General features: G+C 68.6%; 17 protein-coding genes. 6 read left to right on the plus strand and 11 right to left on the minus strand.

The window, feature by feature from the left end; genetic code table 11:
* Positions 1 to 5: 5 nt before the first annotated feature.
* Positions 6 to 1,316 (minus strand): lysine N(6)-hydroxylase/L-ornithine N(5)-oxygenase family protein, encoded by a 1,311-nt coding sequence (locus OX958_RS27325; RefSeq protein WP_270132575.1) that lies wholly within the window; start codon positions 1,314 to 1,316, stop codon positions 6 to 8.
* 247 nt (positions 1,317 to 1,563) lie between these two features.
* On the opposite strand from OX958_RS27325, the gene OX958_RS27330 reads away from it, so the two are divergent.
* Positions 1,564 to 2,142: a nicotinamidase gene (locus tag OX958_RS27330; protein ID WP_270132577.1), complete on the plus strand. Its 579-nt coding sequence runs from the start codon at positions 1,564 to 1,566 to the stop codon at positions 2,140 to 2,142.
* Positions 2,143 to 2,258: 116 nt separating this feature from the next.
* On the opposite strand, the gene OX958_RS27335 is transcribed toward OX958_RS27330, so the two are convergent.
* The 5 genes from OX958_RS27335 to OX958_RS27355 all read right to left on the minus strand — a co-directional run bounded on the left by OX958_RS27335 (position 2,259) and on the right by OX958_RS27355 (position 7,030).
* The gene (locus tag OX958_RS27335) at positions 2,259 to 3,794 is read right to left on the minus strand and encodes an AbgT family transporter (protein WP_270132579.1); all 1,536 of its coding nucleotides are present in this window, start codon (positions 3,792 to 3,794) and stop codon (positions 2,259 to 2,261) included.
* 1 nt (position 3,795) lies between these two features.
* Entirely contained in the window at positions 3,796 to 4,722 is a 927-nt protein-coding gene (locus OX958_RS27340) for an alpha/beta hydrolase family esterase (RefSeq protein ID WP_270132581.1), read from the minus strand.
* 117 nt (positions 4,723 to 4,839) lie between these two features.
* Complete coding sequence (locus tag OX958_RS27345) at positions 4,840 to 5,577, minus strand: creatininase family protein (protein ID WP_270132582.1); 738 nt, start codon at positions 5,575 to 5,577, stop codon at positions 4,840 to 4,842.
* A 17-nt stretch (positions 5,578 to 5,594) separates the two neighbouring features.
* A complete protein-coding gene (locus OX958_RS27350; RefSeq protein ID WP_270132585.1) occupies positions 5,595 to 6,302 on the minus strand; it encodes a FadR/GntR family transcriptional regulator in 708 nt (235 codons plus the stop codon).
* Positions 6,303 to 6,352: 50 nt separating this feature from the next.
* On the minus strand, positions 6,353 to 7,030 hold the full coding sequence (locus OX958_RS27355) for a winged helix-turn-helix transcriptional regulator (protein WP_270132586.1): 678 nt from the start codon (positions 7,028 to 7,030) through the stop codon (positions 6,353 to 6,355).
* Positions 7,031 to 7,143: 113 nt separating this feature from the next.
* Here OX958_RS27355 and OX958_RS27360 point away from each other — a divergent pair, with 113 nt between their 5' ends.
* Positions 7,144 to 8,001, plus strand: coding sequence for a class I SAM-dependent methyltransferase (locus OX958_RS27360; protein WP_270132588.1), 858 nt, complete (start codon positions 7,144 to 7,146; stop codon positions 7,999 to 8,001).
* A 50-nt stretch (positions 8,002 to 8,051) separates the two neighbouring features.
* On the opposite strand, the gene OX958_RS27365 is transcribed toward OX958_RS27360, so the two are convergent.
* Complete coding sequence (locus OX958_RS27365; protein WP_270132591.1) at positions 8,052 to 10,025, minus strand: bifunctional metallophosphatase/5'-nucleotidase; 1,974 nt, start codon at positions 10,023 to 10,025, stop codon at positions 8,052 to 8,054.
* A gap of 155 nt (positions 10,026 to 10,180) precedes the next feature.
* Here OX958_RS27365 and OX958_RS27370 point away from each other — a divergent pair, with 155 nt between their 5' ends.
* Positions 10,181 to 10,987, plus strand: coding sequence for a polysaccharide deacetylase family protein (locus OX958_RS27370; RefSeq protein WP_270132593.1), 807 nt, complete (start codon positions 10,181 to 10,183; stop codon positions 10,985 to 10,987).
* Here the strand turns inward: OX958_RS27370 and OX958_RS27375 are convergent.
* Positions 10,984 to 11,610 carry a hypothetical protein gene (locus OX958_RS27375; protein ID WP_270132595.1) on the minus strand — a complete coding sequence of 209 codons (627 nt, stop codon included), beginning with the start codon at positions 11,608 to 11,610 and terminating at the stop codon, positions 10,984 to 10,986. The genes OX958_RS27370 and OX958_RS27375 overlap by 4 nt on opposite strands.
* A gap of 478 nt (positions 11,611 to 12,088) precedes the next feature.
* Entirely contained in the window at positions 12,089 to 13,279 is a 1,191-nt protein-coding gene (locus tag OX958_RS27380) for a homogentisate 1,2-dioxygenase (protein WP_270132596.1), read from the minus strand.
* A 75-nt stretch (positions 13,280 to 13,354) separates the two neighbouring features.
* On the opposite strand from OX958_RS27380, the gene OX958_RS27385 reads away from it, so the two are divergent.
* The 3 genes from OX958_RS27385 to OX958_RS27395 all read left to right on the plus strand — a co-directional run bounded on the left by OX958_RS27385 (position 13,355) and on the right by OX958_RS27395 (position 19,357).
* Positions 13,355 to 14,206 (plus strand): hypothetical protein, encoded by an 852-nt coding sequence (locus OX958_RS27385; protein WP_270132597.1) that lies wholly within the window; start codon positions 13,355 to 13,357, stop codon positions 14,204 to 14,206.
* Positions 14,203 to 15,405, plus strand: a complete 1,203-nt coding sequence (fahA, locus tag OX958_RS27390) for a fumarylacetoacetase (protein ID WP_270132598.1) — start codon at positions 14,203 to 14,205, stop codon at positions 15,403 to 15,405. The genes OX958_RS27385 and fahA overlap by 4 nt, the downstream gene beginning before the upstream one ends.
* Positions 15,406 to 15,574: 169 nt before the next feature.
* Positions 15,575 to 19,357, plus strand: coding sequence for an endo-alpha-N-acetylgalactosaminidase family protein (locus tag OX958_RS27395; protein WP_270132600.1), 3,783 nt, complete (start codon positions 15,575 to 15,577; stop codon positions 19,355 to 19,357).
* A gap of 62 nt (positions 19,358 to 19,419) precedes the next feature.
* On the opposite strand, the gene OX958_RS27400 is transcribed toward OX958_RS27395, so the two are convergent.
* The gene (locus OX958_RS27400) at positions 19,420 to 19,851 is read right to left on the minus strand and encodes a hypothetical protein (protein WP_270132602.1); all 432 of its coding nucleotides are present in this window, start codon (positions 19,849 to 19,851) and stop codon (positions 19,420 to 19,422) included.
* A gap of 79 nt (positions 19,852 to 19,930) precedes the next feature.
* Positions 19,931 to 21,175 carry a HAMP domain-containing sensor histidine kinase gene (locus OX958_RS27405; RefSeq protein WP_270132605.1) on the minus strand — a complete coding sequence of 415 codons (1,245 nt, stop codon included), beginning with the start codon at positions 21,173 to 21,175 and terminating at the stop codon, positions 19,931 to 19,933.
* Positions 21,176 to 21,225 lie beyond the last annotated feature (50 nt).

Here is a 21,225-nt window from a genome sequence, read left to right on the forward strand (position 1 = left end):
TGAGCTCAGAGCGAATCAGCGAAGTCCGGGACCACCGTCGGTACGTCGGCGTCGGTCTCCAGCGTGGCCTTGGCGATCACGATCGACTCGACGATCTCACCCGCCCGGATGGCTGTGTTGGACAGCAGCGACGACGCCAGGCCGTGGGTGTGCTCCGTACCACCGCCCTGCAGGTAGATACCCGCCTGCAGCTCGCTCGTGGTCTGCACCCGGTAGTCGCGGCCGACCTTGACCCGGCCCTCCTGATCCCGCCGGCACAGCTCGCCCATCTCGCCGAGCAGCAACACCGGGTCGGCCGGCCGGTAGCCGGTGCAGTAGACCACCACGTCGGCGGCCAGTTCGGTCTTCTGACCGGTGCTGAGCGACTCGATCGTGACGGTCGCCTCCTCGCCGGTTTCGACCACGTCGGCCACGCGGGAGACGTTGAAGGTACGCAGCCGCTGGGTGCCGAGCACGCGCTCGCGGTACTGCCGGCTGTAGAGCGCCTCGATCAGTTCGCCGTCGACGACCGAGTAGTTGGTGTTGCCGTGGTAGTCGAGCACCATCTGCTTGACGTCCTCGGGCGCGGAGTAGAACTCGTCGACCGCGTCGGGATCGAAGACCCGGTTGGCGAACGGGCTGTCGTCGGCCGGGCTGTAGCCGAACCGGGAGAAGACCGCGCAGACCTCCGACTTCGGGAAGGTCTCGTGCAGGTAGGCGGTCACCTCGGCCGCGCTCTGCCCCGCACCGACCACCACGAACCGGCGCGGCGTCCGGCCGTCGAGCTCGCGGACCCGGGTCAGGAGTTCCTGGTTGTGCCAGACCCGGTCGGACCGGTCGACCCCGGCCGGCAGGTACGGCTTGAGGCCGACGCCCAGCACCAGGTTGCGGGTCACGTCGACCGACGTACCGCCCTGGCCGGCCGAGGTGACCTCGAAGGCGTCGATCACGCCGTTGGTGCGGACCGGCCGGACGGCCTGGACCTCACGGTCGTAGCGGACCACGTCGGCGACCTTGCTCGCGGCCCACTCGAGGTAGTCGTGGAACTCGATCCGCAGCGGGAACAGCGTCTTGTGGTTGATGAAGTCGATCAACCGGCCGTTGCCGTGCAGGTAGGTCAGGAAGCTGAACTCGCTGGCCGGGTTCCGCAGCGTCACCAGGTCCTTGAGGAACGACACCTGCATCGTCGCGTCCTCGATCAGCATCCCCCGGTGCCAGCCGAACTTCGCCTGCCGTTCCAGGAACAGCGCCCGGGGCGACGCCGCGCCACGCTCACCGGCCGCGATCGCCAGCGCGAGGTTCGACGGGCCGAACCCGACCCCGATGACGTCGTACACCGGATCTCCAGCCTGTGCAGCCAACCCCACCATGCCAGTCCTCTCGTCGCGATCCGGTTAGGTGAGGCTAACCTAAATAATAACCCTGATCCAGCCGGTGGCGAGGACCGCGAGGGTGAAGACCACACCGTCAGGCACCCAAGGAGAGAGGCTCCGGCTTAGGCTAGCCTGACCTATCCAGCTCCGCGACAGCGGCCGCGTGTCGAGTACCGTGGGAGTCCGAGGACACCCACGAAGGAGTGTTGTGATGAGCCGGGCGCTGATCGTGGTCGACGTACAGAACGATTTCTGCGAAGGCGGCAGCCTGGCGGTCAGCGGCGGCGCCGACGTCGCCTTCCGGATCGGCGAACTGCTGCACCGCCGGCAGGAGGCCGAACCGGCCGACCAGACCTACGCGTACGTCGTCGCGACCCGCGACCACCACATCGATCCAGGCGACCACTTCTCCGAGACCCCCGACTTCGTCAACTCCTGGCCGGTGCACTGCGTCGCCGGCACCGACGGCGTCGGCTTCCACCCCAACCTGGACCCGCAGCCCTTCGACGCGATCTTCGACAAAGGCGAGTACGCCGCGGCGTACTCCGGCTTCGAAGGCAAGTGCCACGAGAACGGCAAGTCCCTGGCCGACTGGCTCCGCGAGAAGGACATCACCGCGGTCGACGTGTGCGGCATCGCCACCGACTACTGCGTCCGCGCCACCGCCCTGGACGCCCACCGCGAAGGCTTCACCACAACAGTCCTGACCAGCCTCACCGCCGGAGTAGCCCCAGCCAGCACCACCCAAACCCTCACCGACCTCCGCACCACCGGCATCACCCTCATCTGACCGCCCCGCCCCGCCCCGCCCCGTTCACCGAGACTTCCCCCAGCGTCCGGATGGTTACCCCCGGTTCGTACAGGGGGTAACTCTCCAGCCGCGGGGGGAGGTCTGCGAGTCTGGGGTTAGCGGACGGGTGCGCCGGGGCCGAGGGGGATGCCCAGGGCCCACCAAGCCAGGAAGAGCAGCGTCCACGCGATCGTCATCGCAACAGCCAGCGGCACCGTGTACGACGCCAGCGTGCCGACCCCCGCGTCCTTGCGATACCGCTGCAGGAAGCCGAGCGCCATCACGAAGTACGGGCTCATCGGCGTGATCGCGGTCGAGCCCGAGTCGGCGATCCGGAACAGCGCCTGGGTGGTCTCGGCCGGCACGTCGAGCAGCAGCATCATCGGTACCAGGATCGGCGCGGTCAGCGACCACATCGCCGAGCCGCTGGTGACCAGGATGTTGATCAGCGTCAGCAGCACCAGGATGCCGAGGAAGATCACCACCGTCGGCGCCCCGAGATCGCCCAGCCAGCGGGCCGATTCGGCCGACAGCAGGTCGCCGATCCGGCTCCAGCTGAAGTACGCCAGGAACTGCGCGATCGCGAAGAACAGCACCAGGACCGGCGCCATCTGCTTGATCCCCTCGGCCATCAGCTTCGGTACGTCGCCGCCGGTCCTGATCACCCCCACCGTGACGCCGTAGGTGATCCCGACCAGACCGAAGAGCACCGCGACGACCATCGCGATCCCGTCCAGGAAGGGCGACTCGACGATGCTGCCGTTCTCCCCCCGCAACGGTGAGTCAGGCGGGATCAGTACGGCGACGATCGCGAGCGCGCTGAGCACGAAGACGATCCCCGCACGCCGCAGCCCGGTCCGCTCCCGGGAAGACAGCGTCAGCGCATCCGGATCGTCACCGGGGGCATCCGGATCGGCGTCGAGATCGTCGCGCTTGCTCAGCACCAGCCGGGTGACCAGCGTGATGACGAGCGCGAGCAGCACCGACGAGGCGATGTTGAAGAACCAGTTCGACAGCGGCGAGATCGACGCGTCGGGATCGACCGTCCTGGCCGCCGCCTCGGTGATGCCGGCGAAGATCGCGTCGTTCGGCGTCGGGATCGGGCTGGCGTCGTACCCCGACGCGATCGCGGTGTAGGCGACCACGATGCCGAGGATCGGCGACTTGCCGACCGCGCGGAAGGCGAGCCCACCGAGCGGGACCAGGATGATGTACGCCGCCGCCGACGCGACGTGCGACATGGTTCCGGCGAAGGCGACCGCGAAGACCACCATCGAGGTCGGCACCCGGGAGACGCTGATCTTCATCAGCGACTGCAGGAAGCCGGTCCGCTCGGCCAGCGCGACGCCCATGATCACCACCACGATGGTGGCCATCGGCGGGAACTCGGCGAAGTTCGAGACCGCCGTCGAGACGGCCATCTGCAAACCTTCGCCGGACAGCAGGTTCTGCACCGCGACGGTCTTGCCGTCCTTCGGCGAGACCACCGACACGTCCAGCGCGGCCAGGATCGCGCTGGCCACGGCGAGGATCGCGGAAAGGATCCAGAACAGCCAGAACGGATGCGGCAACGCGTTGCCGGCCCGCTCGATCACCGCCATGCCGCGCACCAGGCGGGGCAGGTCCTTCTTCGGCTCGGTCGTTGTGGTCATCTCAGCTCCTCAACTTGTGAGCCGCGAAGAAGTCACCGATCAGTTCGTGCGCCTCGAAGGTCTGCGTCACGTACCCGGGACCGGAAGCAGCATCGGACCCTGGCCAGGAGTGCCCACCATCGGTCACAGCGACGTGTACCACGTCCGCCCTGCATCCCTTGTAGGTGGTGACCAGCACGTCGTCACCGAGTTGCTTGCCGCGCGGATCCGGGGTGCAGTGATCACGCACGGACCAGTCGCGGACCCAGGTCTGCACACTCGGCAGGTCACGCTGACCGTCACCGTCGTACGGGATCGTCGTGTCGCCGGTGCCGTGGATGGCCAGGACCGGGACAGGGCGGCTCGGCCGGCAACGCTTGCCCTGCTGATAGAAAGCGCCGGCAACAGGAGCGATCGCGGCGAACCGGTCCGCCATCACACAGGCCAGAATCCCGGTGAACCCGGCGCCGTTGGACTTGCCGGTCGCGTGGACCGCGCGAGTGTCGACACAGTACGCCGCCTGCAACCGGTCCAGCAGGTCGGCGGTGAACTTCACATCGTCGACCCCCTTGGCTGCGTACGGCGCGCCCTGCCAGGCCTGCTTGTCCTCTTCGCCGAGCACACCGTTGGGATAGGCAACGATCGCGTCCAGCTTCGACAGGTCTGTGAACGCCTCGGTGAAAGCGCCGGTCTTTCCTCGCCCGTGGTACACGACGACCAACGGATAAGCCTTCCCTGCTTGGTACTTCTCCGGCAGATGCAGACGGTAGGTCCGCGTCAGGCCGCCACTCACCAGCGAGTAGTCGCCGGTAGGAGCGGCCTGCTTGCCGCAGCCCGCCGTACGAGCGGACGCTTGCGCGACTGTTGCTGTTGGCAACACAGTCGCGGCGGTCACCAGGCCGGCCGCGACCAGGATGGTCACCAGGGTTTTCGGGCGTGCGAGGTTCATCAGGGTGCCTCCTTGGGCCGGCGGCCTGCGGGCGGGCAGGCTCGCGCCTGGAACGCGTTGGGCGGTCCAGTGACAGTGAAGTGGTACGACGAAGCGCCGGCCGCGGGCCGGCGGAGGTCAGGCCGAGAGCAACTCGTCGGCGAAGGCGGCGATCCGGTCTGCGGCGGTCTCGACCAGAAGTCGGCCGTCCTCGGCTGTGGCTCGTCGGGGATCACCCAGGACGCCACGCTTGTGGTACGCGTCGAACCCGACGGACAGGCGTGGACCTTGAGCCTGCCGGGACAGCCGGGCTTTCGGAGACAGTTCGTCGAGCAGCAGCGCGCCGGGCTCCAGCAGGTCGGCGTGCACGAGCTCGGGCGCGAGATAGAGCATCTGGGCGGTCTCGGCCTCGCCTGCGTGACCGTGCACCTGGCTGACCTCCATGCCGGCGATCACGTCGGAGACGAGCGGTGTGATCGGTGTCCAGGAGAAGGTGAGATCGGGTTGCAGGAGGTACTCCTGGGCGAGCACGCTGAGGGCCGCGTTGTTGCCGCCGTGGCCGGTGATCACCAGGAACCGGCTCCATCCGTGCTGCCGCAGGCTCGCGACCAGGTCCCGCAGTACGGACTGGAAGGTTGCCGGGGACAACGTGACGGTGCCCGCGAAAGCCATGTGGTGCGGAGATACGCCGTAGTTGAGCGGTGGCGCGATCACCGCGCGGCCGCCGAGCCGGCCGGCCACCAGGTCGGCGAGTCCTTCGGCGCGGACGGTGTCGGTGGACATCGCCATTCCGCCACCGTGTTGTTCCTGCGCGCCCACGGGGATGATCACCAGCGGCGCCAGCCGGACGGCGTCGCGCGCCTGGTCGGTCGTCATCTCTGCCAGTTTGTTGCTCACGGCAACTCCAAGAACTCTGCGGCCTCGACGGCCAGCCGGATGTGGTCCAGGTGCGCCCGCGTCAGCTGCTCGGCGGCAGCGGCGTCACCGGCCTGGACGGCCTCGAAGATGGCCCGGTGTTCCTCGTAGTCGCGCTTGCGGTTGTCGTAGAGCTGCCGGATCTGCTGCTGCTCGCGCAACCGCACCTTCAGCAGCGAGCCGATCAGCTCCTCGACCACAGGATTGCCGCTCGCCGCGGCCAGCTCGACATGGAAGTTGAGCGCGAACGCAGGGCCACCAGGCGGCGTGAGGGCATTGGTCACGGCAGCCTCCAACCGCTCCAGCGACCGCGTCCCAGCCACTCCAGCTCGTACGGCGGCAGCCTGCGCGGCCACCGCCGGCTCGATCAGCAACCGCGCACCGATCAGCTGGAGAACCGATTCCTTGGTGATCGGCGGGCGATGCGGGTTGGCCAGCACCACGTTGTTGATGGTCGGCCCGACGTACGTGCCCGAGCCGTGGCGGAACTCGACAGCGCCGGTCGCCTCCAGCTTGCGAAGCGCCTCGCGGATGGTCGGAGTGGTGATGTCGAAGCGCTTGGCCAGCTCGCGAGCCGACGGAATGGCGTCGCCCGGGCCCAGGTCGGCCTCCCGGATGATGCCGAGGATCGCCTCGGTCAGCCGATCCGACAGGCTCGGAGCCGCTCCCACCGTTGAGTAAGTCACAAAGTGACTAAATCACTTGCTCTCTTCTCAGGTCAAGAGTTCGGCGTAGATCAGCTCAGCCGCTCCTGGACCGCGGGCACGAACGGGCTCCACAGGAACCAGGTGGGCAGTATTCGCAGCAGCCGGGGCGGTCCGGCCAGTACGACGGAGCCGTCGACGCGCGCCTGAGCCAGGGTGACGATGCCGGAGAACACCCGCATCAGGTCGACCGGCCGGGTGGTGACCACGACATCGCAGTCGAAGCCGGGATGGCTGGTGCAGACCGACGCCTCGTCCCGGTCGAGGACCAGCCAGATCCGGGTCGGGTCGTCACCTCGGTAGTCGAACTCGACCGTGACCCGTTGCGGCGGCAGTTCACCGTGGTCGATCCGCCGCGACATCCACCACGTCAGGGTGATCGGGTCGACCTCGCGCGGTTGCGGCTCGGAGAACATCCAGCGCACCGCCCACTCGCCGATCGCCATGATGACGCCCTCGAGGTCCCGCCCGGCCGCGGTGAGCCGGTACTCGTGCCCGCGAGCGACCGGCACCCGCTCCAGCACGCCCTTGCGTTCCAGGTGGTGCAGGCGTTGCTTCAGCAGCGTCCGGGAGATCCCCGGCAAGCCGCGGTCGATGTCGTTGAAGCGCCGGCTGCCGAGCACCAGTTCGCGCACGATCAGCGGCGTCCACCGGTCGGCGAGCACCTCGCTGGCCAGCGCCACGGGGCAGTACTGACCGTAGTCTCGCACCCGTTCATTCTGCGCCCGGTCCAGCTTTCGTACCAGAGCGGTCCAGAACTTGTACTGGTAATCGCTCCGCGCCGGTGGTGCGCTGAAACCCTCATCACACCAAGGGGGAACTCATGACCACCACCTTCGATCCGATCGCGTTCAAGCAGACCACCCGCGCCCAGTGGGAGGACGCCGCGGAGGCGTGGAACCGCTGGGGTCCCACCATCGACGACTGGCTGGGCGACGCGACCGAGGTGATGCTCCGGGCAGCAGGGATCGGCAAGGACGACCGCGTTCTCGACATCGCCGCGGGGGCCGGCGGACAGACGCTCGCCGCCGCGCGGCTGGCCGGGCCGCGCGGCACCGTGGTGGCCACCGACATCTCTCCCGAGATCCTCCGGTACGCCGCCCGCGCCGCGACCGAGGCCGGGATCGAAACAGTCGAAACCCTGGAGGCCGACGGCGAGAACCTGTCCGTGCTGGCCGGCCGGGAGTTCGACGCGGCGATCTCCCGGGTGGGTCTGATCTACTTCCCCGACCAGCAGGCCGCCCTGACCGGAATCCACCGGGCGTTGCGGCCGGGCGGGAAGTTCTCCGCGGTCGTCTACTCGACGCCGGACCGCAACGGCTTCTTCTCGATCCCGGTCGGCATCATCCGCCGCCGGGCCGAGTTGCCGCCGCCTCTCCCGGGGCAGCCCGGACCCTTCAGCCTCGGCGGCCCGGGCGTCGCCGAGAAGGCCTTCGAGGCCGCGGGCTTCCGTGACATCACAGTGGCGACCGTCCCGTCCGCGGTCCGCCTGCCGAGCGCCGCGGAGTGTGTCCGCTTCGAACGCGAGTCCTTCGGCGCCCTGCACCAGATGCTCTCCCGCCTGGACGACGATGCCAAGGCCGCGGCCTGGCAGGAGATCACCGAGCAGTTGACCCAGTTCGAAGGTCCGGACGGCTTCGCGGGTCCCTGCGAGATGCTGGTCGTCACCGGTACCCGCTGACGTAGTACAGGCTCCCCATCAGGTGACGGGGAGCCTGTACCGGCCTTGAGTCAGGAGCTGACCACCACGGCGGTGCCGTTGGCGGTCAGGGACCAGTCGGTGGTGTGGAAGGTGTTCGGGTCGACCTCGCCGGTGGCGGTGACGTAGTCGATCATCAACTGGCGGATCTCGACCTGGCGGTTGTAGACGACCGGAGCGGTCTTGACGTGCGGGAAGTTGCCGCCGCCCGACTGGCGGTAGTTGTTGACCGCGACAACGAACTGCTGGTCGGCGGTCACCGGCGCGCCGCCGTACCGCAGGTCGGTGATTCGCGAGCCGGCCGGCTTGGCGATGTCGATCTGGTAAGCCATCGGCTCGGTCAGGCCGCCCAGGATGTCGTAGTTGTAGTCCGGCGTACCGTTCGGCGCGGTCGGGGTCGGGGCGTTGGTGACCTGGTCCGGGGTGAACGGGCCGGGACCGCTGACCTGCCGGAAGTACTGCGCGGAGAACTCCAGGTACTCCTTCACCTGAGCGCCGGTCATCGTCACACCGACCAGCGTGTTGTCGAAGATGTAGAGCCCGGCGACGTCGCGCACCGAGACGTCACCCGCCGGGATCGCCGCGGCGCGGTTGAACGGGGCCGCGATCGCGAGCACCGGCAGCGCGGCTTGCGGCGTACCGGCGAGGGCCTTGCTGACCGCGTCCGCCTGGACGAAGTTCACGAAGTCGAGCGCGGCGGTGTCCTCCCAAGGCGCGGTCGCGGCGGACATCGCCTCGGTGCTGGTGCCGATCTTGGAGTTGACGTAGCCGACCACCTTGTCGTGGTCCGCCTGCAGCAACTCGGTCACCTTCGGGTCGGCGGCGACCGTGTTGGCGTTGAGCACCTGGCTGTGCCGGGCGACGACCTTCCACCGGCCGCGGACCTTCTGCAGGTCCAGGTCGATCAGCGAGAGCCGCATGCCCCACTTCAGCGGCTCGGTCAGCAGCACCTGCTCACCGGTGGTCTTGTTGGTGACGATCCGCTCGGGGATCTCCAGGTGCGCGTGGCCGACCAGTACGGCGTCGATGCCGGGGACCGTCTCGGCCATCAGCACGGAGGCGTTCTCCGGCACCGGCAGCGCGTCGCCGTACGACGAGGACAGGTCCATCCCGGAGTGCGCCGACACGATCACCACGTCGGCACCGGCCCGGCGGACCCGCGGCACCCAGTGCCTGGCGAGCTCGACGATGCCGCCGAACTTGATCTTGTTCTCGACGTTGGCCCGGTCCCAGATCGCGATGCCGGGGTTGGTCAGGCCGAGGATCCCGACCGTGATCACGCCCTGGCCGGGTACGTGCACCCGCTTCAGCACGTACGGCGGGAAGACCGGCAGCCCGGTGCTCCAGTCCTGCGCGTTGGCGCCGAGCAGCGGGAAGCGCAACTGGCGCTGGAACTTGCGCAGGATGTCGAGACCGTAGTTGAACTCGTGGTTGCCGAGCGCGGCGGCGTCGTACCCGATCGCGTTCATCGCCGCGGCCATCGGGTGCAGGTGGCCGCCGGTCCCGTCGCCGCCGGTCCTGTCGCCGCCGGTCCTGTCGCCGCCGGTGATGGGCTGGATCTTGGCGAAGTAGTAGGCCAGCGGGGTGCCCTGGATGGTGTCGCCGGCGTCCAGCATCAGCGGTTTCGGGGCACGCCGGTCGGCGGCGATCCGCTGCCGGACCGCGGTGACCAGGGTGGAGATCTTGGCCAGGCCGATGTCGTTGTGCGCGGAGTCGTCGTACTCGGCGTTCTTGAAGTAGTCCCAGTTGAAGACGTTGCCGTGCAGGTCGGTGGTGCCCATCACGCTCAGCCGGACCGTCTTGCGGTGCTGACCGCCGCCGTGCTGACCACCGGCGTACGCCGGGGCCGCCTGGAAGCCGGCCGCGGCCAGCGCCGTGGCGGCGGCACCGCCGATCACCGTGCGCCTGCCCATGCCACGGTTCTCCGCTCCACCTGCCGGGCCGGCCGGCGTACCGGCCGTCGTGCCGGCCGTCGTGCCGGCCGTCGTCTGGTCGCTGTCCGTCATTGTTCACGCCTCACACGTCGTCGGGTTCTGGCTGACTGGCAGGGCGGCCGGAAGCCCCTGTGGGCCCGCGCGACCTGCCCCAGGAAGGCACGATACGTCCGAAACGCCGGGGGCCGGTGCCGGGGATGGCCCGGTCACCGGGAGAGGATGCCGCAATGACCTTGCCGCCCGGCAAACTTTTTCTCGTTGCCGCCCTCTTGTTCGGAGCCGCGCTCGTCCAGGCGGCCAACCCCTCCGGGCCCTCGCCTTCGGGCAACCGCCAGCTCGCTGCCGGGCCGGCCGGACGCACCCCGGCCAAACCGATCCAGTCGAAGTTCTCGAAGCCGAAGCCGGGATCGGCGAAGCCTGGTCATCGGGCCATCGCGGCCGTTCAGAAGAACCAGCGGACCGGCGCGCCGGCGACCGACGACTGGACGCTGGGCAACGACGGCAAGGTGATCTATCTGACCTTCGACGATGGGCCACAGCCGGTCTTCACGCCGAAGGTGCTGGCCGTGCTGGCCCGGCACCGCGCGAAGGCGACCTTCTTCGTACTGGGCAAGGAAGCAGCGGCGCACCCGGAACTGGTCGGGGCGACTCGCGCCCAGGGTCACACCGTCGGCAACCACACCTGGGACCACCAGATGCTGACCAGACTGATCCCGCGGCGGATGCACGAGGAGATCTTCAACGGCGTGAAGTCGAAGTGCTTCCGCCCGCCGTACCGCGACACCAACGCGGCGGTGGCGAAGGTGGCAGCGGCGAACCACCAGCGCCAAGTGCTCTGGGACGTCGACACCAAGGACTGGGAGAAGCCGGGCGCGGCCCGGATCGAGCGCGCGATCCTCCACGGCGCCTACCCCGGCGCGGTCGTCCTGATGCACGACGGCGGCGGCAACCGCACCGAGACTGTAGCGGCCCTGAACCGGGCCCTGCCCCAGCTCAGAGCCCGCGGCTACACCTTCCGCGCCCTGCCCTGCTAGCTGACGATCGAGGCTTTTCCGCCGGAGAAGTGTTTCAAGGCTTGGTCTATGACGTGAACCGGCTGATCGAGCGACTTGACCAGATAGAGACCGGTCGGTTTGAGCAGCGGGCTCGGCCTGACGATGGAGCGCACCGCGGGCTGATCCAGCCCCCGTACGCCGGCCGTGGTCGCGCCGATCCCCGGCTTCAACTTCAGCTCGAGGACGAACTGGCCGAAAATCTTGACTTGTTTGAAGCCCTGAACCGCGGTCCACGGCAGGATCACCGGGTACGCCGCCCCCTCACACGCCAGCTCGAGCCCCTTCGGCGACATCCGCATCCCCACCGGCGGCAACTCGTTGGCGGCGTACCAGCGCTGCCGCTCCCGGTCGAGCCTGAGCGCCAGCACCGTGCTCGCCACCAGCGGAACCATTGCCGCGATCAACAACAACGAGAACGGCCACATCCCGGCCCCCTGGAACGCGACCAGCGCGTAGAGCGCCACCCCGATGCCCAGGGCCCCGATCGCCAACGTCCCCCAGGCCCCCCGCCGCTGCCCCTTGCTGACCACGGCCCGACGCTGCACCACAGCATCCCGATCGATGCTGACGACAAACGTCTGCACCGGAACTTGATCGCTCATCCCCCAACCCTCTCAGGCGAGAGGTCCGGCTGCTCTGCGACACGTACTTGCTTCCCACGCAGCTCCTCCGTCGCAGCTCCCACCCACCCGGGCGCGCGGCTCCTGCGTCGCCGCTTGGAGTGGTCTGTGGGGCGGGTGGGCGGGTGGGTGGAGGTGGACTGCCAAGTGGCTGGAACGGACTTGCGGTACGGGCCAAGCGTGGTGGAAGTCCAGCAGCCCGCTCAGCCAAGGGCGAGCTACGAAGCAGCAACGCAAGAGACGCGTTACCAGCAGGCGCCACGCCACCCGGCGCATTACCAGCAGCGCGCTACTCGCCCCGGCGCACTGCCTCCACCACCGCGTATTTCAAGCGGCGACGAAGGAGCCGCGCACCGGGGCGGGCGGGAGCTGCGACGAAGGAGCCGCGTGGGAAAACCCAACAGCCCACCCCACCGCCGCTGTCTTTCAAGCGGCGTCGCAGCAGCCGCGTGGGGAAGAACTACAACCGCCGCCCCGCCCAAGTCCACGCGTACACCCCGTCGTCAACGGCCGCGCCACCCTCACCGACCTCCAGCGGCCGGAAGGTGTCGACCATCACCGCGAGCTCCTCGAACGACTCCGCGCCCAGCGACGCCTCGATCGCCGAGGGCTGCGGGCCGTGGGCGTAGCCGCCGGGGTGCAGCGAGATCGAGCCGAGTCCGATGCCCGATCCCTTGCGCGCCTCGTAGTCGCCGCCGCAGTAGAACATCACCTCGTCGGAGTCGACGTTCGAGTGGTAGTACGGCACCGGCACCGAGAGCGGGTGGTAGTCGACCTTGCGGGGCACGAAGTTGCAGATCACGAAGTTGTGCGCCTCGAAGACCTGGTGCACCGGTGGCGGCTGGTGAATCCGCCCGGTGATCGGCTCGAAGTCGCTCACGTTGAAGGTGTACGGGTAGAGGCAACCGTCCCAGCCGACCACGTCGAAGGGGTGGGTCGCATAGGTCATCCGGCTGCCGACGATCCCGTTCGCGCCCTGGCCCCGGTGCTTCACCAGCACCTCGACGTCATTGCCCTCCACAACGAACACCGACGCCGGCGCGTGCAGGTCGCGTTCGCAGTACGGCGCATGTTCGAGGAACTGCCCGAACCGGCTCAGATACCGCTTCGGCGGCGCGATGTGACTGTTCGCCTCGATGCAGTAGGCCTGTACGCCGTCCGCCCCCGGCAGCCAGCGATGCGTGGTGGCGCGCGGGATGATCACGTAGTCGCCCTCGGCCGCCTCCAGTACGCCGAACACCGTCTCGACCGTCGCCGATCCGCGCTCGATGTAGACGCACTCGTCGCCGATCGCGTTGCGGTAGTACGGCGAGACCTCGGCCGCGATCACGTACGAGATCCGGACATCGCCGTTGCCGAGCACCAGCCGGCGCTGCTCGACCACGTTGTTGCCCGCACCCGAGGCGAACAGATCGTGCAGCTTCAGGTGTCGCGGCGTCAGCGGGTGGTTCGCGGTCGTCGACAGATCAGGCAGCTCCCAGATCTGCGAATCCACGATCGCCGACGGCACGCCCGCGTGGTACAGCAGCGACGAGTCCGACGAGAACCCCTCCTCGCCCATCAGTTCCTCGTAGTACAGCCCGCCGTCCGGTTTGCGGAACTGCGTGTGCCGCTTCGGCGGAACCTGCCCTGCCTGCCGGTAGAACGCCATGACCCCAACTTCCAACCTGTACGGTATCCGAACACATGTGTCCGCTTACCGAAAGCATCCGATAGGCTCGGAGCCATGTCAACCATCCCTGCGCTGTTCCGGCACCTGGTCGACGACGCGGCCATGTTCCCGCCCGGCGACCTGCCCCTGGCCGAAGCCGTCGCCGCCCACCGGGCGCACCGGCAGGCGCCGTACGCCGAGCTGGTCGGTCCGCTGATCTGCACTGACGACAACCTGATGAAGGTCGCCGCCGAAGCCGCCCGGACCGGATCACCGCTGGAGGTCGCCGTCGTGATCACCGGCGGTGCCGGCGGTATCGAGCCCGCCGTCCGGTACGGCGACCGCTCGGCCGATGTCGTCGTGAAGGCGATCGAGGTGCGCCTGCGTGACGAGGACGACCTGTCCCGCAACGCGCTGCGCGTGGTCCGCGCCTGCGACGACTGCCTGGACGAGGAGACCGCGTTCGTCGAGATCGGCCTGGACGGCGGCTGGGAGCGAGCGCTGGACGTCGTCGCCGACGCCGGGTACGCCGCGAAACTGCGCACCGGCGGCCTGGATGCCACGCTCTTCCCGACGGCCACCCAGATCGCGGCTTTCATCACCGGCTGCCTGGATCGCGAGGTGGCCTTCAAGTGCACGGCCGGCCTGCACAACGCCGTCCGGCACACCGCCGAGGACACCGGCTTCGAGCATCACGGTTTCCTGAACATGCTGCTCGCGACCCGCGCCTCGCTCGACGGCGCCGATCAGGACGAAGTCGCTGCGGTGCTGGAGAACAGAGACGGCGAGAGCCTCGCCGCCAAGGCCGCCGAACTGTCCGGCGAGCAGGCCACCGGCACCCGGAAGTGGTTCACGTCGTTCGGCTCCTGCAGTATCGACGAACCCCGTCACGACCTGACCGCACTGAACCTGCTGGAGGACCAGTGAGCTGGATCGACATCCCCACGAACTCCCCGTTCGGGCCGGAGAACCTGCCGCTCGGCATCTTCCGGACCGGCGACGAGGAGCCGAGGGTCGGTGCGGCGATCGGTGACCAGGTGATCGACCTGGCCCCGGTTGCCTCCGCCCAGATGCTGGACGGCGCGCAGGTGTTCGCCGAGCCGACCCTGAACGCGTTCCTCGCGCTCGGCCGGCCGGCCTGGCACGCGACCCGCGAGTGGCTGCTCGACCTGGTGCGCAACGAGGCGAACCGGGACGCGGTCGAGCCGTACCTGATCCCGCGGTCGGCCGTCACGCTGCAACTGCCGTTCGAGGTGGCCGACTACGTCGATTTTTACGCCTCGGAGAACCACGCGACCAACGTCGGCAGGCTGTTCCGCCCCGATGCCGAGCCGCTGCTGCCGAACTGGAAGCACCTCCCCGTCGGCTACCACGGCCGGGCCGGCACGGTCGTTGCCAGTGGCACCGACATTGTCCGCCCGAGCGGTCAGCGCAAGGCGCCCGGCGACGACCAGCCGACGTACGGGCCGTCCCAGCGGCTCGACATCGAGGTGGAGCTCGGCTACGTGGTGGGCACTCCGTCCTCACTCGGCAGCCGGGTCGCGGTCGAGGGTTTCAGGGATCACGTGTACGGCGTAGTGGTGCTGAACGACTGGTCGGCGCGCGATATCCAGGCCTGGGAGTACGTGCCGCTCGGCCCGTTCCTGGGCAAGTCTTTCGCCACCTCCATCTCACCCTGGGTGGTGTCGCTGGAGGCGCTCGAGGGTGCAGAAGTTGCCCTGAGCCCACAAGAGCCCGCCGTCCTGCCGTACTTGGCGAGTGAGCGGTTGACGAACCTCGACATCACCTTCGAGGTGTACTGGAACGGCGAGCTGGTGAGCAGCCCGCCGTACCGGGAGATGTACTGGTCGGCGGCGCAGATGCTGGCCCATCTCTCGGTGAACGGCGCGTCGGTGCGGACCGGCGATCTGTTCGCCTCCGGCACCGTCTCGGGAGCGGAGAAGGACCAGCGCGGCTCGTTCCTCGAGCTCAGCTGGGGTGGGCGGGAGCCGATCTCGGTGAAGGGTGAGGAGCGGACGTTCCTGCTCGACGGCGACGAGGTCACCATCACCGCCTCGGCGACCGCTGCCGACGGGAGCTCGATCGGTCTCGGGTCGGTCACCGGCCGGATCCTTCCGGCCCGCTGAGTCGGCCGAGCAGCAGAGCAGGGTTCTCCCCCGGCGGCCTGTCAAGGGGTCGTCGGGATCTACTTAATCGTTCACTAAATCTGTTCATTAGTGTTCGTTTCTATTGACTTCTTGGCGGTTACGTACGCAGAATCCGTGGCACAGTGACCCGCCCGTCAGGAGTCGTCCCGTGCCTCGACCCGTCCTCCCAGCCCTCACGGCAGCCACCCTGGCTGCCGGTTTGCTCGTCGCCGTCCCGCCCCCGGCGGCCACCGCCGGCCTGTCCGCCGACGCCGCAGCAGCCGATCTGACCCTCAGCTCACCGGAACTGACCGTCACCGTCGCCGCCGACTTCCCGCGCGTCATCCGGTACGCCGACAACGCGTCCGGCCGGACGCTCGGCGGTCAGCCCGACGCGATCTCGACCATCACCGTCAACGGTGTCGTCCGCGCGGCCCGGCTGACCGGACCACCGACGGTCACCGGCCACAAGGCGCAGTACAAGCTGGCCTTCGACGCGCTGCCCGGCGTGGAGCTGGACGCCAGCCTCGCGGTCACCGGCCGGGTGACCACCTTCAGCATCGACGCGGTCCGCGACACCGAGGCCGCTCGGGTCGGGACGATCGACATCCCGGACCACGACCTGGTCTCCGTGGCGAGCACCGACCCCGGCGCGACCACCGCCTTCACCACGCTCGACCCCGACTCGACCCGGACCGCGGACAAGATCACCGCGGTCACCTCCGCCACCGCGGCCGAACCGGCCGCCACCGGAGCGGCGTACGCGTTCGTGAACACCAGTGGTTTGGCCGCTGGGATCGAGTCGAACTCGGTCTACGACAAGCCGTCCGGGCAGTCCGTGGACGACGGCGCCCGTTTCTGGCACCGGGCTCGCAAGGGTGCCGACGGCACCAGCCGCGTCGGCGTCTGGAGCGGGCAGTGGACCTATCGCGCCGACACCTCGCCGTACCCGGAGCCGTTGCCGTGGGCCAAGGTGGTCGTGACCCCGGATGCGAACAACGACCAGACCGTCGACTGGCAGGACGGCGCGATCGCGTTCCGCTCGATCATGACCGAGCCGCTGGGTGGCGACCAGGTGAAGGACCGGGTCGTCACGCACATCCCCTTCAACTTCGCCAGTCAGGCGACGCATCCGTTCCTGCGCACCCTGGACGACGTCAAGCGGATCTCGCTGGCGACCGACGGTCTCGGGCAGCTGGCAGTGCTGAAGGGCTACGGCTCGGAGGGACACGACTCGGCCCACCCCGACTACGGCGGCAACTACAACCTCCGGGCCGGTGGGCTGACCGACCTGAACACCCTGCTCAAGAAGGGCAAGGACTACAACGCCGCGTTCGGCGTCCACGTGAACGCCACCGAGTCCTATCCGGAGGCCAACGCCTTCAGCGAGAGCCTGGTCGACAAGACCAGCAAGGGCTGGAACTGGCTGAACCAGAGCTACTACATCAAGCAGCGTCCTGATCTTGCCTCGGGCAACATCATCGAGCGCTTCCAGCAGCTACGGAACGAGACCGACCAGAACCTGCAGCAGCTCTACATCGACGTGTACTACCAGTCCGGCTGGCTGGCGGACGGTCTGAGCCGGCAGCTCGCCGACCAGGGCTGGCAGATCTCCACCGAGTGGGCCGACCGGCACGAGCGCACGTCGCTGTGGTCGCACTGGGCCAACGACCTGGACTACGGCGGCGCCACCAACAAGGGCCTGAACTCCCGGATCATCCGGTTCGTCCGCAACCACGAGAAGGACGTCTGGAACGCGGACCCGATCCTCGGCCAGACCTCCCTGGTCGAGTTCGAGGGCTGGACCGGCGAGACCGACTGGAACGCCTTCTACGCCAACATCTGGCAGCGCAACCTGCCGACCAAGTTCCTGCAGCAGCAGAAGATCATCGACTGGAACGCCGGCCGGATCGACTTCACCGGTGACGTCAGCGGCACCGTTGCCAACGGCAAGCGCAGCCTGAGCGTCGGGACGGCGAAGGTGCTCGACGGCGACAAGTACCTGCTGCCGTGGGACGGCAACACCAAGCTCTACCACTACAATCCGGCTGGTGGCACGACCACCTGGCAGGTCCCGTCGGCCTTCCGCACCGACCGCTTCACCGTCTACAAACTGACCGACACCGGCCGCGTCCGGATCGGTACCGCACCGGTCCGCGACGGCGTCGTTTCGCTGACTTCGGTCGCAGGCCAGCCCTACGTCCTGTACCCCGAGCAGGCGCCGCGGCTCGCGGACCCGCAATGGGGTGAGGGCAGCCACCTGCAGGACCCCGGCTTCAACGCCGGCGATCTGCGCGCCTGGAAGCCGGTCGGCAATGCCTCCATCGGCACCCTCGCCAACGGCCAGCACGTCGCCGAACTCGGCGCCGGGGCGAGCAAGCTCGAGCAGCGGATTCGTGGCCTCACTCCCGGCCGCACCTACAGCGCCTCGGCCTGGATCGAGGTCGAGCCGGGCAAGTCCCGCAGGACCACGCTCGACGTCAACGGCACCGCGGTGGTCGTGGACCGCTCGACCGCACAGAACCGGGTCGCCTCGGACGACAAGCAAGGCCTGTACTACCAGCGCGCCAAGGTGGTCTTCGAGGCCGCCGGTACGACGGCCGACCTGACCATCGGTGCCGTCAGCGGTGCCGCCAAGGTCCGGGTCGACGATGTCCGGGTGGTGGAGACCAAGCGTCCGGCCGCCGGGCTCGTCGACGACTTCGAGAACGTCGACCAGGGCTGGGGCCCGTTCGTGAAGGGCGATGCGGGTGGCACGACCGATCCACGGACGGTCCTGGCGAAGAAGCACGCGCCCTACACGCAGGCCGGCTGGAACGGGAAGCTCGTCGACGACGTACTCGAGGGTGACTGGTCCCTCAAGTCACACGAGGAGAACCAAGGCTTGGTTTATCGCACGACACCGGCGACCGTGCCGTTCACGCCCGGCCACAAGTACCAGGTCAGCTTCGACTACGAGAACGGCGTGGCGGGCCAGTACGCCTGGGTCCAGGGCGTGGATCGGCCCAAGTCGGTCGAGGTGAAGGCGACCCCGATCGGTGCCCAGCGCACCAAGGCGAAGTTCAGCCAGGAATTCGTGGCCGGCTGTGGTGGCGACTACTGGGTCGGCCTGCGCAAGTTGTCGGCCGGCGGTGACCAGGCGGACTTCGTCCTCGACAACTTCGCCGTGACCGATCTCGGTGCATCGAGCGAGACCGCGGACTGTACTTCGCTGAGCCTGGCGGGCGCCGGCCTGAACGGCATGGTGTCCGGTGAGGAGAACACAGTCGTCAGCACCTTCACCAACAACGATGTGGTTGCCGTCAACAACATCACGCTGGCACTCACCGCTCCGGCGGGCTGGACGGTCACCGCGGCTACTCCGGCAACTCACGCGGCGGTGGCCGCCGGTACCAGCGTCAGCACGAGTTGGTCGGTGACGCCGCCTGCCGGGACACCCGAGGGCAAGTACGGGCTGACGGCAACTGGTGGTCGGGCGACGACGACGGCCGAGGCGACTCTGCTGCCGCCGGGCATCGTGCCGCAGTCGCGGATCAAGGTGGCCGACGTCAGCAGCGAGGATGTCGCCACCGACGGGGCGGCTATCGCAGCCCTCGATGGAAACCCGAGCACGCTGTGGCACTCCGCCTGGTCACAGGTGCCGACTCCGGCCACCTACCCGCATCACGTCACGCTGGATCTCGGGACGACGTACCAGGTGAACGGGTTCAGCTACCTGCCGCGGCAGAGTGGGACGAACGGGATGGTCAAGGGCTACGAGTTGTACGTCAGCGCGGACGGGCAGAGCTGGGGTGAGCCGGTGAAGACCGGCGCCTTCCCCAACTCGATCGCCGCGCAGCGGGTCGACTTCACCGCGAAACCCGGTCGCTATCTCAAGTTCGTCGGCACCAGCTCGCTGAACGGCGCCGTCTTCGGCTCCGCCGCCGAGCTGAACGTCTACGGGACCCGATAGCCCTGGTGCAGCAGGGAGAGCGGCGCCATCTCCCCCGAGCATGGCGCCGCTCTCCGTTGTCCTCACTTGGTGATGCTGACCGACACGGCGGCGCTGGTGGCCTTGGCGGTGACCACCCGGAACTTGTTCACGCCGACCCGGCCGCTCTGCACCCAGACCGAGTACGTCGCCTTGCCGGTCACCTTGGTGGTGGCCGGGAAGTTGACCCACTTGCCGCTCTGCAGGCGCTGCACCTGGACGACCGAGTTGGTGGCGATGCCGGTTGTCCTGCCGGTGAAGGCAACCTTGGCCCAAGCCTTGGCGGTGGCCTGGTCGGACTTGATGGTGATCGCCGGCTTGGCTGCGACGGAACCGGCCGCCGCGTTGGTGATCCGGGTGCTGTCCGGCGTCGCGTTGGCCTGCAGAGCACCGGCGACGCCGATCCCGGCCGCGGCCAGCGCGATCCCGGCGACGACAGCGGCGGACCGGCGAACAACCTCAGAGCGAATGCGCATTTCGTGGTTTCCCCTCGTACGTAGGGGTTCTGGTGAACCCGACGTAACTGGAGACGCCGCGTCTTCGCGAAAGGTTGTGTTACGGCTCCGTGTCAGGACGGTTGGGCAGCACCAACCGGGCGCAGGCACCGCCGCCGGGGGCGGTACCGAAGGTCAGCTCGGCGCCGAGCACCTTCGCGTGACCGGCCGCGATGGTCAGGCCGAGTCCGTGGCCGACGCCGCGCTCCGCCATTCCCGAACGGAACCGACGGGGGCCTTCGGCAATCAGTTCCTCGGGATAGCCGGTGCCGTGGTCGACCACCTCGATGGTCCGGCCCTGCACGGTCACCTCGATCGGCGGCCGGCCGTGCCGCAGTCCGTTGACGATCAGGTTGGCCAGGATCCGCTCGATCCGGCGCGAGTCGGTGGAGATCGTCTCCTCCCGGCCGATCCGGTGCACGACCACACTGTCCGGCGCGAGCGACTGCTGCATCCGCAGGCGGCCGACGGCCGATCCGACGAAGGCACCGATCCCGACGTGCTCCAGATCGACCTGCTCCACCCCCGAGTCGAACCGGGCGATCTCGAGCAGGTCCTCGACCAGCCGGCGCAGTACCTTGGCGCGGTCGCGGACCAGCTCGCTGGGCCGGCCCGGTGGCAGCAACTCGGCGGCCGTCAGCAGGCCGGTGACCGGCGTCCGGAGGTCGTGGGCGACGTCCGCGGTGAATCTTCGCTCGGCCTCGAGTTGTCCGCGCAGCGAACTGGCCATCGTGTCCAGTGCCGTGGCGAGCGCCTGGACCTCGTCCTTGCCCTTGCCCGCCGCGGCGGCGGCCGAGGCGTCGAGATCTCCCGAAGCGATCCGGCGCGCCGTACCGGCGACGGCGACGATCCGGCGGGACAGGCTGCCGGCCGCGATCACGCTGCCCAGGGCAACCAGGGCCACGGTGCCGATACCGCCCAGGATCAGGGCCCGGCGCAACGCGTTCATCGACGGGTCGTTGGCGTCGTACTCCTGCTGGATCGACAGGATCTGGCCGTCCTTGACGCTGACGGCCGCCCACATCCGGGCATCCGGCGAAGCGGTCTTGAACGTGGCCCGCTTGCCGTCCAGGACGGCCGCCCGGAGTTGCGGTGGCAACTCCGGGTCGTCCAGCCGGGCGCCGAAGACCGGGATCTCGGTCCGCTCGTAGCTCTGCGCCGCGGCCTGGATCCGTTCGTCGGCGAAGCTCCGCGTGCGGTCCAGCCGGGCCGACTGGGCCTGGGTGTAGACCGCTACGCAGAGCACCAGGATCGCCAGCGAGGAAACCAGGACGAAGATCAGACCTAGCTTGCTGCGAAGGCCCACGGGTGTCCTCCGTCCGGCGGCAGTGCGTCAGCTCCGGCGTACAGGTAGGT

Origin of the sequence: Kribbella sp. CA-293567, from assembly GCF_027627575.1 — a bacterium.
In the GTDB taxonomy this organism is placed as follows: domain Bacteria; phylum Actinomycetota; class Actinomycetes; order Propionibacteriales; family Kribbellaceae; genus Kribbella.

Excerpts from the sequence above, each read along its gene's own strand:
- OX958_RS27330 (WP_270132577.1), top strand. The coding sequence starts at position 1,564 with ATGAGCCGGGCGCTGATCGTGGTCGACGTACAGAACGATTTCTGCGAA.
- OX958_RS27335 (WP_270132579.1), bottom strand. The coding sequence starts at position 3,794 with ATGACCACAACGACCGAGCCGAAGAAGGACCTGCCCCGCCTGGTGCGC.
- OX958_RS27340 (WP_270132581.1), bottom strand. The coding sequence starts at position 4,722 with ATGAACCTCGCACGCCCGAAAACCCTGGTGACCATCCTGGTCGCGGCC.
- OX958_RS27345 (WP_270132582.1), bottom strand. The coding sequence starts at position 5,577 with ATGACGACCGACCAGGCGCGCGACGCCGTCCGGCTGGCGCCGCTGGTG.
- OX958_RS27360 (WP_270132588.1), top strand. The coding sequence starts at position 7,144 with ATGACCACCACCTTCGATCCGATCGCGTTCAAGCAGACCACCCGCGCC.
- OX958_RS27365 (WP_270132591.1), bottom strand. The coding sequence starts at position 10,025 with ATGACGGACAGCGACCAGACGACGGCCGGCACGACGGCCGGCACGACG.
- OX958_RS27370 (WP_270132593.1), top strand. The coding sequence starts at position 10,181 with ATGACCTTGCCGCCCGGCAAACTTTTTCTCGTTGCCGCCCTCTTGTTC.
- OX958_RS27375 (WP_270132595.1), bottom strand. The coding sequence starts at position 11,610 with ATGAGCGATCAAGTTCCGGTGCAGACGTTTGTCGTCAGCATCGATCGG.
- OX958_RS27380 (WP_270132596.1), bottom strand. The coding sequence starts at position 13,279 with ATGGCGTTCTACCGGCAGGCAGGGCAGGTTCCGCCGAAGCGGCACACG.
- OX958_RS27385 (WP_270132597.1), top strand. The coding sequence starts at position 13,355 with ATGTCAACCATCCCTGCGCTGTTCCGGCACCTGGTCGACGACGCGGCC.
- OX958_RS27400 (WP_270132602.1), bottom strand. The coding sequence starts at position 19,851 with ATGCGCATTCGCTCTGAGGTTGTTCGCCGGTCCGCCGCTGTCGTCGCC.